13 protein-coding genes are annotated in these 13,161 nt (G+C 59.9%); 8 read left to right on the top strand and 5 right to left on the bottom strand.

Annotated features, from left to right (window positions below; all coding sequences use genetic code 11):
* Positions 1 to 17: 17 nt before the first annotated feature.
* The 4 genes from serA to ACR0E6_RS18905 all read right to left on the bottom strand — a co-directional run bounded on the left by serA (position 18) and on the right by ACR0E6_RS18905 (position 4,844).
* Positions 18 to 1,613: a phosphoglycerate dehydrogenase gene (serA, locus tag ACR0E6_RS18920; protein WP_480586149.1), complete on the bottom strand. Its 1,596-nt coding sequence runs from the start codon at positions 1,611 to 1,613 to the stop codon at positions 18 to 20.
* Positions 1,614 to 1,709: 96 nt separating this feature from the next.
* Entirely contained in the window at positions 1,710 to 2,864 is a 1,155-nt protein-coding gene (locus ACR0E6_RS18915) for a phosphoserine transaminase (RefSeq protein ID WP_480586146.1), read from the bottom strand.
* Positions 2,865 to 3,023: 159 nt separating this feature from the next.
* Positions 3,024 to 4,121, bottom strand: coding sequence for a Gfo/Idh/MocA family protein (locus ACR0E6_RS18910; protein WP_480586143.1), 1,098 nt, complete (start codon positions 4,119 to 4,121; stop codon positions 3,024 to 3,026).
* 12 nt (positions 4,122 to 4,133) lie between these two features.
* On the bottom strand, positions 4,134 to 4,844 hold the full coding sequence (locus ACR0E6_RS18905; RefSeq protein WP_170523695.1) for a GntR family transcriptional regulator: 711 nt from the start codon (positions 4,842 to 4,844) through the stop codon (positions 4,134 to 4,136).
* 106 nt (positions 4,845 to 4,950) lie between these two features.
* Between ACR0E6_RS18905 and ACR0E6_RS18900 the strand changes: the two genes are divergently transcribed.
* The 7 genes from ACR0E6_RS18900 (at position 4,951) to ACR0E6_RS18870 (ending at position 11,305) form a co-directional block, all read left to right on the top strand.
* Positions 4,951 to 6,105, top strand: a complete 1,155-nt coding sequence (locus tag ACR0E6_RS18900) for an LLM class flavin-dependent oxidoreductase (protein ID WP_480586140.1) — start codon at positions 4,951 to 4,953, stop codon at positions 6,103 to 6,105.
* Positions 6,105 to 6,995, top strand: a complete 891-nt coding sequence (locus ACR0E6_RS18895) for an aldo/keto reductase (RefSeq protein WP_480586137.1) — start codon at positions 6,105 to 6,107, stop codon at positions 6,993 to 6,995. The genes ACR0E6_RS18900 and ACR0E6_RS18895 overlap by 1 nt, the downstream gene beginning before the upstream one ends.
* Positions 6,992 to 7,510 (top strand): flavin reductase family protein, encoded by a 519-nt coding sequence (locus tag ACR0E6_RS18890; protein WP_170523685.1) that lies wholly within the window; start codon positions 6,992 to 6,994, stop codon positions 7,508 to 7,510. Before ACR0E6_RS18895 ends, ACR0E6_RS18890 begins: the two co-directional genes overlap by 4 nt.
* Before the next feature lie 53 nt (positions 7,511 to 7,563).
* Positions 7,564 to 8,151, top strand: coding sequence for a TRAP transporter small permease (locus ACR0E6_RS18885; RefSeq protein ID WP_480586134.1), 588 nt, complete (start codon positions 7,564 to 7,566; stop codon positions 8,149 to 8,151).
* Positions 8,152 to 9,441 (top strand): TRAP transporter large permease, encoded by a 1,290-nt coding sequence (locus ACR0E6_RS18880; protein ID WP_170378746.1) that lies wholly within the window; start codon positions 8,152 to 8,154, stop codon positions 9,439 to 9,441. It abuts the gene before it with no gap.
* Positions 9,442 to 9,461: 20 nt separating this feature from the next.
* Positions 9,462 to 10,529, top strand: coding sequence for a TRAP transporter substrate-binding protein DctP (gene dctP / locus ACR0E6_RS18875; RefSeq protein WP_480586131.1), 1,068 nt, complete (start codon positions 9,462 to 9,464; stop codon positions 10,527 to 10,529).
* 71 nt (positions 10,530 to 10,600) lie between these two features.
* A complete protein-coding gene (locus ACR0E6_RS18870) occupies positions 10,601 to 11,305 on the top strand; it encodes a phytanoyl-CoA dioxygenase family protein (protein WP_480586128.1) in 705 nt (234 codons plus the stop codon).
* 4 nt (positions 11,306 to 11,309) lie between these two features.
* On the opposite strand, the gene ACR0E6_RS18865 is transcribed toward ACR0E6_RS18870, so the two are convergent.
* Positions 11,310 to 11,780 carry a tetratricopeptide repeat protein gene (locus ACR0E6_RS18865; protein WP_480586125.1) on the bottom strand — a complete coding sequence of 157 codons (471 nt, stop codon included), beginning with the start codon at positions 11,778 to 11,780 and terminating at the stop codon, positions 11,310 to 11,312.
* A 15-nt stretch (positions 11,781 to 11,795) separates the two neighbouring features.
* On the opposite strand from ACR0E6_RS18865, the gene ACR0E6_RS18860 reads away from it, so the two are divergent.
* Positions 11,796 to 13,064, top strand: coding sequence for a cytochrome-c peroxidase (locus ACR0E6_RS18860; protein WP_480586411.1), 1,269 nt, complete (start codon positions 11,796 to 11,798; stop codon positions 13,062 to 13,064).
* Positions 13,065 to 13,161: the final 97 nt, after the last annotated feature.

Raw genomic sequence — 13,161 nt, 5'->3', positions numbered from 1 at the left:
CAGAAATTCAACACTGGTTAGGCGACATCGAACTCCAGCGGCTTGATCTGTGTGAACAGACCCGTCTCTGCCAGCTTGGCGCGGGCCTCAGCCGGAACAGGTTCGTCGACGTAAAGCAGCGCAATGGCCTCGCCGCCTGCCTCGGACCGGCCTAGGGTAAAGTTCGCGATGTTGACGTCGTTCTCACCCATGGTCTGACCCAGCGCACCGATGATGCCCGGAACATCTTCGTTGGTGGTATACAGCATATGCGCACCCACCTCGGCATCGATATTGATGCCCTTGATCTGGATGAAACGCGGCTTGCCATCGCTGAACACGGTGCCCCCGATGGAACGCTCGCGCTTTTCGGTCACGACGGTCACCTTGATATAACCTTCGAACGCACCCGATTTGTCCTGATTGGTGGTCGAAATCTGAATGCCACGTTCACGGGCAACAACCGGGGCCGAGACCATGTTCACCTCGGGGTTGAACTTTTTCATGATCCCCGCCACGACCGAGCAGTTCAGTGCGGCAAGGTTCATTTGCGCCGCGACACCGTCATAGAGGATGTTGATCGCCTTGATCGGCTCATCCGTCATCTGGCCGATAAAGCTGCCCAGATGACCTGCCAGCTTGATCCACGGGCCCATTACCTTGGCTTCTTCCGCCGTCACACTGGGCATGTTCAGGGCGTTTTCCACGGCACCGGTCAGCAAATAGTTCGAGATCTGCTCGGCCACCTGCAGCGCCACGTTTTCCTGCGCTTCGGTCGTGGCCGCACCCAGATGCGGCGTGCAGACCACGTTGGGCAGGTTGAACAGGGCGTTTTCCTTGGCCGGTTCCTCGCTGAACACGTCAAAGGCCGCGCCTGCGACCTGACCCGATTGCAGCGCCTCGGCCAGCGCCTCTTCGTCAACCAATCCACCACGGGCACAGTTGATGATGCGCACGCCCTTCTTGGTTTTGGCCAGGTTCTCACGGCTCAGGATGTTGCGGGTCTGATCGGTCAGCGGCACGTGCAGGGTGATGAAATCGGCGCGGGCCAGCAGCTCGTCTAGCTCGACCTTTTCGACACCCATCTTGGCGGCTTTCTCTTCACCCAGATAGGGGTCATAGGCGACGACCTTCATCTTCAAGCCCAGCGCGCGTTCGCAGACGATCCCGCCGATGTTCCCCGCGCCGATGACGCCAAGGGTCTTGTTGGTCAGCTCGATCCCCATGAACTTGGACTTTTCCCACTTGCCCGCATGGGTCGAGGTGCTGGCCTCGGGGATCTGCCGCGCCACGGCGAACATCATCGCAATCGCATGTTCGGCGGTGGTGATCATGTTGCCAAAGGGCGTGTTCATCACGATCACGCCCTTTTTGGACGCGGCATCCTTGTCGATATTGTCGGTGCCGATCCCGGCGCGGCCAATGACTTTCAGCTTGTCGGCCTTTTCCAGAATGGTCGGCGTGACCTTAGTCGCCGAGCGGATGGCGAGGCCGTCATACTGACCGATCACCTCGGCCAGCTTGTCTTTGTCCTTGCCCAGATCGGGCATGAAATCCACATCGATGCCACGGTCGCGGAAAATCTGCACGGCGGTTTCGCTGAGCTTGTCGGATACGAGTACTTTGGGGGCCATATCTCTGGTCCTTTGAAGAAGTCTTGGGATGGCGGGCTGAAGCCCGCCCTACATTTCAGTTCTGCGTAGGCCGGGCTTCAGCCCGGCAAGGGGACGTCAGGCAGCCGCTGTCTGCGCCGCAATCTCGGCCTCAAAGGCCCAGGCCAGCCACGGCAGCATCGCCTCGACATCCGAGGTCTCGACCGTGCCGCCGCACCAGATGCGCAGACCCGCAGGCGCGTCGCGATAGGCACCGATGTCCAGCGCGATGTTCTCGGCCTCCAGCCGTTTGGCGACTGCTTTGGCGAATGTGGCCCCGTCCTGAATACGGGCATCGGTGAATTTCAGACACACGGACGTATTCGACTGCGTCGCCGCATCCTCAGCCAGATTGGCGATCCAGTCATTCTGCGCACAGAACGCATGGACCGCACCGGCATTGGCATCCGCACGGGCGATCAACCCCTGCAACCCACCAACCGAGCGCGCCCAGTCCAGCGCAAACAGGTAATCCTCGACCGCCAGCATCGACGGCGTGTTGATCGTCGCACCAGTGAAGATACCCTCGATCAGCTTGCCGCCCTTGGTCAGGCGGAAAATCTTGGGCAGTGGCCATGCAGGCGTATAGCTTTCCAGCCGTTCCACCGCGCGGGGCGACAGGATCAGCATCCCATGGGCCGCCTCACCGCCCAGCACTTTCTGCCAGCTGAAAGTGGTCACATCCAGCTTGTCCCACGGCAGGTCCATCGCAAAGGCCGCCGAGGTCGCATCGCAGATCGTCAGACCCTGACGGTCATCGGCAATCCAGTCGCCATTGGGAATCCGCACGCCCGAGGTCGTGCCGTTCCACGTGAATACCACGTCATTGGCAAAATCGACCGTGGCCAGATCAACGATCTGCCCGTAGTCAGCCGTTTTCACTTCGGCATCGATCTTCAGCTGCTTGACCACATCCGTGACCCAGCCCGAGCCAAAGCTTTCCCACGCCAGCATCTCGACCTTGCGTTCACCCAGCAGCGACCACAGCGCCATCTCGACCGCGCCGGTGTCCGAGGCGGGAACGATGCCAATCTTGTAATCCGCCGGAATGCCCAGCACCTCACGCGTGCCTTCGATGGCCGCCTTCAGCTTGTCCTTGCCAACAGCAGCCCGGTGCGAGCGTCCCAGCGCGGCATCGGCCAGTTTGGTCAGATCAAATGTGGGGGGTTTGGCGCAGGGGCCCGAGGAAAAACGCGGATTCGCCGGCCGCGTGACCGGTTGTTCATTCGTCATCTGTATTACCCTTCCAGATACACGCCCCTCGTTGGGGAGGGGTGTCCCACGGGCAGAGCTATTGCCTGCTCAACCGCTCAGCAAGCGGAAAAGACCTCTCCGATGCCAAAAACGACATCGGGAATCGCGTATATCGGGAACACAGGTTTCCTATCGGCATCACGGGCCAAAGCGAACGGCCTCGCCCGTGTTCAGCGCCTGCTGCGCCGCCAGCCCCATGCGCACGGCCCACAACCCGTCCTGAAGTGAGACATCCGGCTGGGCGCGTTGGCCACGCAACAGTTCCAGAAACCCCTGATGCTGATAGAAGGTCGATCCGTTGTGATCCCCTGCGGCCAGCAATTTCGGATCGACCGGAATGTCGGTCGAAATCGGCCCCTTCGGATCGCGCGGGCTGACGATCACCTGCGGCATCGGCGGTTCGCCCAGATGATCAGGCCAGAACCGGCCCGGTCCGGGAACCAGCGCCTCGATCTTGGCCTTGGGGCCAATGGCCGAGACCTCTTCCTGATAGCGTGAGCCTTCGGCGAACATGCACAGTTCCAGCATCGCCCGCGCCCCGTTGGCGAAATCGACCAGCACATAGCCGTGGTCCAGAATATCCGGCGTCTCACCATCATATCTTTCTTTCAGATGGTTCACCGCCTGCCCGCCGCTTGCAGTGATCCGCACCGGATCCGCGCGCAGGATCAGGCGCATCAGGTCGAAGAAGTGACAGCATTTTTCGACAAAGGTGCCGCCGGTATTGCGATTGAACCGGTTCCAGTTGCCGACCTTGCCCAGAAACGGAAACCGATGTTCGCGGATCGACAGCATCTGAACGCCGCCAGTCACATCCGTCTGATCAATCAGCGCCGCGATGGGGGGCATATAGCGGTACTCCATCGCCACCCAGATCGGATGGGGGTAGTCGCGCTGAACCTGCTCAAGCCGGGCGGCATCCTGCGGATCGGTGAACAGCGGCTTTTCCACCAACAGCGGCAAGGGACGCGTGGCTGCGATTTCGCAAATCTGATCCACATGCAGGTGGTTCGGGCTGGCGATGACGAGGCAATCCAGATCCTCGACTGCCAGCAACTCTTGCACAGACGTCACCATGACCGCATCCGGCGCGATGGTTTGCGCCGCTTTGGCCATGTCCGGATCAGGTTCGTAGATCGCCGCGACCCGCGTGCCTTCTAACAAAGCGATATTGTGCAGATGCTCCTGCCCCATCATGCCGCATCCGATCAGCCCGTAATGGATGGTCCGGGTCATGCGCATTTCCTTTTACTTCAGACGTTGGACATAGGTGGCCCGATCCGGATCGAACCATGTTTTTGAAAACTCGACGGGTTCGGCCTTTTCCGACCAGCTGAACCGCTCGATATACCCCACCGTTTCACCGGCGGGTTTAGTGAAACTCTCGGGCGTCCAGTCGGGCAGCGACCCGACCGAAACCCTGTCTTCGGCTCTCGTGATCCAGAACCCAAGCTGGTGCTGATAATAACGGTAGAGCGAGTCCGACAGCAGGCTGCGATCGATCCGACCGGCTGATTCGTCCAGCCAGATCTCCTCGACCGCGATGATTGTGTCATTCAGATAGCGCATCCGCCGCACGCGCGAGCCTCGGCTTGATGCCCCGAATTGGGGAAGATCGGCGGGCTTTTCTACCTGATCGACCGACAGAATATCCGCGCGCGGCAAGCCCCCGCCTTCGGGCAGTTCCAGCCGGAACATCGCATAGACGCTGTTTTGCGTTCCGGTTTCTCGCACATAGTTGCCCGAGCCCTGTATCCGCTCCAGCATCCCTTTTTTCTCAAGCTCGGCGAGCGATTTTCGCAGCGTCCCGACCGAGACCTGAAGCTCGGCCGCCATGTCCCGTTCCGGCGGCAGGCGTTCCCCATCGATCAACCGTCCGGCGGCAATTTCGCGGATCAGAAGTTCGGCGATCTGAACATAGATCGGCAATGCGTTGGGGTTTCGGCTGTTCGGGGGCACGTCCGGGCGCTTCTTTCAGTCGCAGGAAAAATTGATACACTATTGATCTACATCAATGTGCTTGCTACGCAAGAGGAAAGTCAAAGATGTACGGAGCGTGAATCAAATGAGCATCGTCCCCATCACATCCCCCGATCTGGATGCGGCCGAAGTCTCGTGGTTTGCAGCGCTGTGCTCGGACGATTACCAGTTTCTGGGCGTGCCCGATGGCGATCTACGCTCTAGCTGGGACCACTGTTCCGGCATCGTGAAAGAGGCCGAGGCGCAGGGGTTCCGCAATATCCTGTGCCCCTCGTCCTATCAGGTCGGTCAGGACACGCTGAGCTTTGTCGCAGGTTGCGCGCCGATCACCGACCGGATCAACCTGCTGGCCGCCGTACGCTGTGGTGAGATGCAGCCGATCATGCTGGCCCGCACCATCGCGACGCTCGATCACATGCTGAAGGGGCGGCTGACGGTCAACATCATCTCATCAGACTTCCCGGGCGAGAAAGCCGATAGCGCGTACCGCTACCAACGCTCGCGCGAGGTGGTCGAGATTCTGAAACAGGCCTGGACGCGGGATGAGATCAATCACGCGGGTCAGGTCTATAATTTCTCGGGCCTGACCACTGACCCCGCCAAGCCCTATCAAACTGGCGGTCCGCTTCTGTATTTCGGCGGCTACTCGCCGTCTGCTTTGGACCTGTGCGGCGAGCATTGCGACGTCTATCTGATGTGGCCTGAAACCAAGGACCAATTGGCCGAACGGATGAAGGCCGTTCATGCAGTCGCCGAGAATTACAGTCGTACGCTGGATTACGGCCTGCGCGTCCACATGATCGTTCGCGATACCGAGGCCGAGGCGCAGGAATACGCCGACTACATCGTCTCGAAACTGGATGATGAGTATGGCCGCGCGATCCGGGAACGGGCGCTGGACGCGACCTCGCTGGGTGTGGCGCATCAGTCCAAGAACCGCGATCTGGCGGATGAGTATGGCTATGTCGAACCCGGCCTGTGGACTGGTGTTGGCCGAGCGCGGTCAGGCTGTGGTGCTGCGCTGGTCGGTTCGACCGATCAAGTTATGTCCAAGATCGAAGAGTATCAGAAGATGGGCGTCCGCGCCTTCATCTTCTCGGGCTATCCGCACATGGACGAAGCCAGGCACTTTGGTGCCCGCGTGATGCCCAACCTGAAAACCTGCTCGCTGCCCGAAGCCTATGGGCGCGTGCCTGCAACACCCCCGGCGACCCCGCTGGGCAACGGAGTTCGTCGCTGATGCAACGTGTGAAACTATCCGACACGCTGGAAATGAGCCGTCTGGTCTATGGCATGTGGCGGCTGGGCGATGACAGCGACACGTCCGTGGGCCATGTCGAGGCCAAAATACAGGCTTGTCTGGATCAGGGCATTACCACATTCGATCAGGCCGATATCTATGGTGGTTACGCGGCCGAGGCGGTTCTGGGCAACGCGTTGCGCGCCAACCCCAGCCTGCGCCAGCGGATGGAGATCGTCACCAAATGTGACATCATCGCGCCGATGGGCCGGTATGCGGATGCCAAGGTCAAGTATTACGACACCTCGCGCGACCATATCCTGAAGTCCGTCGATACCTCTCTGTCGGAAATGGCGATTGACCATATCGACCTGCTGCTGATCCACCGTCCCGACCCGTTCATGGACCACCACGAAACCGGTGCCGCACTGGATGAGGTTGTGGCCAGCGGCAAGGTCGGCGCGGTTGGCGTGTCGAACTTCCGCCCCTGGGACTGGTCGCTGCTGCAATCGGCGATGAAAACGCAGCTGGTCACCAACCAGATCGAGATCTCTCTGGGCGAAATCAGCCCCTTCACCAACGGCGATCTGGCCTTTCACCAGCTGCATGGGCAACCGATCATGGCATGGTCGCCTCTGGGCGGCGGTCTTCTGATGGCCGGAAACCCGCCCGTGGGCGTCGTCGCTGATGAGATCGCAGCCGCGTTCGGCGTGGATCGTGCTGCCGTGGCCGTGGCGTTCCTGTTGGTCCATCCGGCAAATATCCTGCCGGTTCTGGGCACCAATAACCTGAGCCGCATCAAAACCATCTCGGACGCTCTGAAAGTCAATCTGGATCGTGAAAGCTGGTATCGCCTCTATGAGGCGGCACTGGGGCTTGAGGTACCATGATGAACGCCATTTCAAAGGACATGACCCGCACATTCGTTCCCCACAAGGACGACACCCGCACCCTGCGCGACGCCTTTGGCCGCTTTGCCACGGGCGTCACCATCGTGACCTGCGACAGCGCGGATGGCCCGGTCTGCATCACCGCCAACAGCTTTTCGTCCCTGTCACTGGACCCGCCGCTGATCATGTGGGCTGGCGACCGTAACTCGCGCCGCTTCCCCTATTTTCACAAGGCCCGCCATTTCAGCGTGCATGTGCTGTCGGCGGAACAGGCCGAACTGTGCTTTGGCTGCTCGAAAGACGCCTTTGCGCTGCGCGATATCGATCATGAGCGCTGCACGAACGGAACGCCGCTGCTGTCGGATTGCCTGGCGCGGTTCGAATGCGAACAACATGCGTATCACGATGCAGGCGATCACGTTATTGTCGTAGGAAAAGTTCTTAAGGTCAGCATGGCGGACGGAGACGCGCTGACCTTTTACGCCGGGAAACTCGGCCAATTCGCGAAAACCTAAACGCGATCTGACGACCGTGGGACAAACCCACGGCTGAACAAGGGAGGATCCGCATGGGCGGACTGGCATCGGCGTTAGCGCCGATTGCATTCGTGAACGAAACCGCGCTGCGTCTGGGCCGCGCGGTTGGTGTCGTTGCGATTGCACTCATGGTGATCGCAATCCTGATACAGGTGTTCTTCCGATACGTTCTGGGCAACGCGCTGCCCTGGCCGGATGAGGCCGCACGGTTTTGCATGTTGTGGATGACCGGCCTGATGGCCCCCACCGCCTTTCGGCGCGGCGGTTTTGTGGCCATCGACATGCTGCAAAGGTTTTTGCCGCGCGTCATCGGGCAATCGCTCAACCTGTTCCTGCTGTTGATCTCGCTGGCGGTCTTGCTGGTCGCGGTCAATATCGGCTGGTCCGAAGTCACCGGCTTTGGCGGCAAATTCGCCACTGCCGCGCTGTATCTGCCCACCTCCTTCGGGTTCGACGAATGGTATCGCATCCCGCGCAGCTGGATGATGGCCTCGCTGCTGGTTGGTGTCATCCTGCTGATCACGGTGAATATCGAGCTGATCCTGCGATCCTTCATCACTCTGCTGGGCGGGGGTCACCTGTTGCCCGAAATTCCTGACGCGGCAGTGGGGGCCGAATAAATGCTGATCTGGTTCCTGCCCACCTTCCTGATTTTCCTGCTGATCGGCCTACCGGTCTTTTTCGCGTTGCTGGCCGCGCCCGGCATCCTGCTATGGCTGAATGGCCAGACCAACGACATCACGCTGCTTTATCGCAATGTCTATAATGGCATGGACAGCTTTCCACTGATGGCGATCCCCTTCTTCATGCTGGCCGGAGAGTTGATGAACCGCGGCGGCATCACCATCCGCCTTGTCGAGTTTTCGCAGGCCCTGATGGGCCACCTGCGCGGTGGGTTGGCGCACGTAAATGTCCTGAGTTCCATCCTGTTCGCCGGCCTATCAGGATCAGCCGTGGCGGACACGTCGGCGCTGGGGTCGATGCTGATCCCGGCGATGGAGAAACAGGGCTATACCCGCAAATTCGCCGCCGCGATCACAGCGGCCAGTTCGGTGATCGGGCCGATCATTCCGCCTTCGGGCATCATGATCATCTATGCCTATGTCATGGGCGAAAGCGTCGCCGCGCTGTTCCTTGCGGGCATCGTGCCCGGCGTGATGGTCGGCGTCGGCCTTATGCTGATGATCAAACTGATGGCCGACCGCTATGATTTCCCGGTCGCCAGCCGCAAATACACCTGGCCCGAACGGCGTCAGGCCAGCCTGAAAGCCTTCTTCCCGCTGATGACCCCGGTGATCATTCTGGGCGGCATTCTGGGCGGTATCTTCACACCGACCGAGGCCGCCGCGGTCGCCGTGGGCTACGCCTTTATCATCGGCTTCTTCGTTCTGCGCACGCTGACATGGAAAGAGGTGCCCGAGGTGCTCAGCAACGCAGGCATGACCTCTGCCGTCGTGCTGCTGCTGGTTGGCGCGGCGATGGCGTTCAAAACCGTGGTCAGCCTCAGCCACGCGCCGGAGCAACTGGCCTCGCTGATCCTCAGCCTGTCGGAAAATCCGCTGATCCTGCTTTTCCTGATCAACCTGCTGCTGTTCATCGTCGGCATGTTTCTGGACGCGGGCCCTGCAATCATCATCCTTGGCCCGATCCTTGGCCCGATCTTCACCAGCCTCGGCGTCGATCCGATCCATTTCGCCATCATCATGAGCGTCAACCTGACCGTCGGCCTCGCCACGCCGCCGATGGGCCTGGTCCTGTTCGTGGCCGCCGCCGTGTCGCGCGAACGGGTCGAAACCATCGCCAAGGCGATCCTGCCGTTTCTGGCGGTCGAAATCATCGTGATCTTTCTGATCACCTATATCCCCGCACTATCCATGACGATCCCGAGGATAACGGGATTTGCCAACTGAGTATCACAGGGAGGAAACGCATGCTCAGAGACTTCATCAAAACCGCAGCGGTGGCCACATCGCTTGTGGCCGCGTCCGCCATGGCAGCCACGGCCGCCGACTACACGCTGCGTGCCACGGCCAATTCGAACGAAAATGACGAAGATTATGACGGCCTGATCGTCTTCAAGAACTATGTCGAGGCCGCCTCGAACGGTGCGATCGAGGTCGAGTTGTTCATCGGCACCCAGCTGTGTTCGAACGGGGCCGAATGCTTGCAAGGTGTGGCCGAAGGTCAGATCGACATCGTCATCCAGACCTCGGGTGGCACGTCGGGCATCTTCCCCTTCGTTCAGGTCCTGGACTTGCCCTATCTGATGTCGGATGACCGCGTGGCCGAAGCGGCGCTGGCCAACGGCTCGCCCTTTGTAACCAAGATGCAGGAAATGGTCGCCGAAAACTCGGGCGGCGCGCTGCGTCTGATGACGATTGGCAATACGGGTGGCTGGCGCAACTTTGCCAACACCCAGCGCCGGATACAAAGCCCCGGCGACATGGAAGGGCTGAAGATCCGCACCGTGGTCGCTGACCTGCCGCAAGAGCTGGTCAAAGCACTGGGCGCGGCCCCGACGCCGATCCCATGGCCTGAACTGTTCACCTCGTTCCAGACCGGTGTTGTTGAAGGATCGAAGAACGGCATCACCGACATCATGAGCATGAAGTTCCCCGATGCCGGTCTGAAATACGTCACTCTGGACGGGCACGCCTATATGGGTGCGCTGTGGTTCATGAACAACGAAAAGTTCATGTCGATGCCGCCGGAACTGCGCAATGTCATCGTCGATGGGTTCTATCAGCTACAGCAGGCCACATTCGCCTCGCCCAAGCGCAAGTCAATCCAGGCTTATGAGGAATTCGTGGCCGAAGGTGGCGATCTTTATGTGCCGACACCGGAAGAGAAGGCCGCATTCAAGGAAGCCGCTGCACCTGTCTATGATTGGTTCAAGGCCAATGTCGATGGCGGAGAAACAGCCTTTGACGCTTTGACTGCTGCTGTTGCCGAAGCTGAAGCCGAGATTGCAGCGACCCGCGCAGCCGAAACGCAGTAAAGCGGTCTGACAAGAGAACCTTGCGCGCGGCCCCGTCGCGCGCAAACCTGCCCCTCGCCGGAGAAACTCTGATGCTCGACCAAACCGATGCATTTCGCCGCCAAGGTTACCTCGTCTTCGAAAATGCGCTCAGCCCGGAAGACCTGCAGATGCTGCGCGGCACCTGCGACACGCTTCTGGAGGAGCCTGCCCATGATGGCGGCGGCAATGTGCACAAAATCGGGCTAGGCAATGCGCGCCGCTTTCTGCGCCATCGCCATGCCGAGTTCCCGTCGCTAGAGGACTTCTTGCTCGGCCCCAAGATCGCCGAAATCATCAGCGCCTGCGGAATCGAAGACCCGATGCTGTTCAACGAGCAGTTTGTGGTCAAAGGCGCAGGCAAAGGCGCGAGTTTCGCCTGGCACCAAGACGGTGCCTATGTCGGCTTTGATCACACGCCCTATCTGACCGTCTGGATCGCAGTGGATGATGCAACCGAAGAGAACGGGTGCGTTTATATCCTGCCGCGTGACCTTGACGCCGAGCCCGGTTTGGACCGACATGAATGGCAGGATGAAAGCAACGAGCTTAACGGGTATTTCGGCGAGGACACAGGCACTCCGATGACCTGCAAGGCAGGCACCATCGTGGCCTTTTCCAGCCTCACGCTTCACAGTTCGGGTGCGAATACGACAGCCAACCCGCGACGGGCTTTTGTGTGCCAATACTCCTCAGGCCCGATCATCGACCCTGAAACCCGCGCCCCAAAACGGTTTGCGAAACCGTTGCGGGTTTGATCCATCATCTGAAAGGGTACATCCACCCTTTGTAGTCATTAACCAGAATATGCGCCCTTTCGATCTGCTCCGGCGACATTTTCTTGACCACTTCCTCAAGGCTGATCGCCGCGTCGGGATCGCCTCCAATCGCGCTGAGCGTATACCACATGTAAGCCCGCACCAGATCGGGCGCGGGCATGCCCAGACCCAGCTCATAGTACCATCCGACCCCCGACTGCGCCCCCGGATGCCCCTTCATCGAAGCCCTCAGATACCATTCAAACGCGCGTTCATAATCCTGTTCAACACCCAACCCCAGCCCGTACATCACGCCGATCAGTTCCTCGGCCTCGGCATTGCCCGACCGGGCGGCAGGCAGCAGTTCTTCGCGCGCGGCTTCGAATTTCCCGGCCTCCATCAGATCGCGCGCCTGTTCCAATTCGGCAAACGCCGGGTTCGCAAGCAGGCAAAGGGCAAATACAAGCTGGCGCATGGGGTTGTGTTCCTTTTGGCCGGGGCTGCTGCGGCACAGGATTTACCGCGCCCGCTGAGCGATGATGATTTCATTCCTTTTGATATGGAACAGGCCGCCATCGGTCATCAATTGTTTTATGATCCGATCCTGTCGGGCAACCAGAACATATCCTGCGCCCACTGCCACCACCCGGATTTCGGCACATCAGACGGGTTGTCGCTGGGTATTGGCGAAGGTGGTCAGGGTCTGGGGCCGGACCGCACACCCGGCATCGGAGCAGACAAGATCCGCAAACGCATCCCACGCAATTCACCTGGGCTGTGGAACCTTGGCGCGCGCGAGCTTCATACTGTCTTCCACGATGGTCGGCTGAGCATTTCTGATGTCTACGGCAACGGCTTCAACTCACCCGCGCAGGAATGGCTGCCCGAGGGGCTGAACTCTCTGCTCGCCGCGCAGGCGCTGTTTCCCCTGACATCTCAATTCGAAATGGCGGGAAATGTCGGCGAAAATCAGGTGACCGGGGCCGTCGCTGACCGGATCGATCTGGGCTGGCCCATTCTGGCCAAACGCGTCCGTACCGATCCGCGATACGGTCCCGCGATGATAAAGGCATTCGACGAGGTCCAAAGCACCCAAGACATCACGATCACCCAGATTGCCAACGCTCTGGCTGCTTTCATGGCCATCGAATGGCGCAGCACCGACAGCCCGTTCGACCAATATCTGGCTGGCGACCCCAATGCCCTTACCAAAGTTCAGAAAGACGGCATGACGTTGTTTTACGGCAAGGCAAACTGTTCGACCTGCCATTCCGGACCGCTGATGACCGATCAGCAATTCCACGCTTTGGGTTTGCCCCCGTTTGGCCCCGGCCGCACCCGCCAATGGGACCCTTACGCCCGCGACGTGGGCCGTATGGGCGAAAGCAACCGGATCGAGGACGCCTATCGCTTCCGCACCCCAATGCTGCGAAACGTCGCCCTGACCGCGCCTTACGGCCATAACGGCGCCTTCCCGGACCTTGAAAGCATGATCCGCCACCATTTGGACCCAAAGACCAGCTTGGCGAACTGGACACCCGCCATGGCGGCTTTGCCTCAGGTTCCCTGGCTACAGAAGGCAGACTTCGTTGTCTGGCAGGATCGTTTCGAAATGCAACGTGTGCGCAACACAATCGATATCTCCTCGGTCGCGCTAACCGATGCAGAAATCGACGCCCTCGTCGCATTTCTGAATGCACTGACCGGGACGAGCGTGGACACGCCGCCTTTCGGCGTTCCAAAAGGGTTCGAACCCTAAAGAAAACCCCCCGCCTTTTTGTGGCGGGGGGTTTTGTTGTTATTCAGCTGCGTCTTTGTATGCGTCCATTGGGGGGCATGTGCAGACGAGGTTTCGG

This window comes from Ruegeria sp. AP12 (assembly GCF_056540025.1).
Note: the sequence above shows the minus strand (reverse complement) of the source record. Positions and strands in the feature narration are given on the sequence as shown.

Excerpts from the sequence above, each read along its gene's own strand:
- serA (WP_480586149.1), bottom strand. The coding sequence starts at position 1,613 with ATGGCCCCCAAAGTACTCGTATCCGACAAGCTCAGCGAAACCGCCGTG.
- ACR0E6_RS18915 (WP_480586146.1), bottom strand. The coding sequence starts at position 2,864 with ATGACGAATGAACAACCGGTCACGCGGCCGGCGAATCCGCGTTTTTCC.
- ACR0E6_RS18910 (WP_480586143.1), bottom strand. The coding sequence starts at position 4,121 with ATGACCCGGACCATCCATTACGGGCTGATCGGATGCGGCATGATGGGG.
- ACR0E6_RS18900 (WP_480586140.1), top strand. The coding sequence starts at position 4,951 with ATGAGCATCGTCCCCATCACATCCCCCGATCTGGATGCGGCCGAAGTC.
- ACR0E6_RS18895 (WP_480586137.1), top strand. The coding sequence starts at position 6,105 with ATGCAACGTGTGAAACTATCCGACACGCTGGAAATGAGCCGTCTGGTC.
- ACR0E6_RS18890 (WP_170523685.1), top strand. The coding sequence starts at position 6,992 with ATGATGAACGCCATTTCAAAGGACATGACCCGCACATTCGTTCCCCAC.
- ACR0E6_RS18885 (WP_480586134.1), top strand. The coding sequence starts at position 7,564 with ATGGGCGGACTGGCATCGGCGTTAGCGCCGATTGCATTCGTGAACGAA.
- ACR0E6_RS18880 (WP_170378746.1), top strand. The coding sequence starts at position 8,152 with ATGCTGATCTGGTTCCTGCCCACCTTCCTGATTTTCCTGCTGATCGGC.
- dctP (WP_480586131.1), top strand. The coding sequence starts at position 9,462 with ATGCTCAGAGACTTCATCAAAACCGCAGCGGTGGCCACATCGCTTGTG.
- ACR0E6_RS18870 (WP_480586128.1), top strand. The coding sequence starts at position 10,601 with ATGCTCGACCAAACCGATGCATTTCGCCGCCAAGGTTACCTCGTCTTC.
- ACR0E6_RS18865 (WP_480586125.1), bottom strand. The coding sequence starts at position 11,780 with ATGCGCCAGCTTGTATTTGCCCTTTGCCTGCTTGCGAACCCGGCGTTT.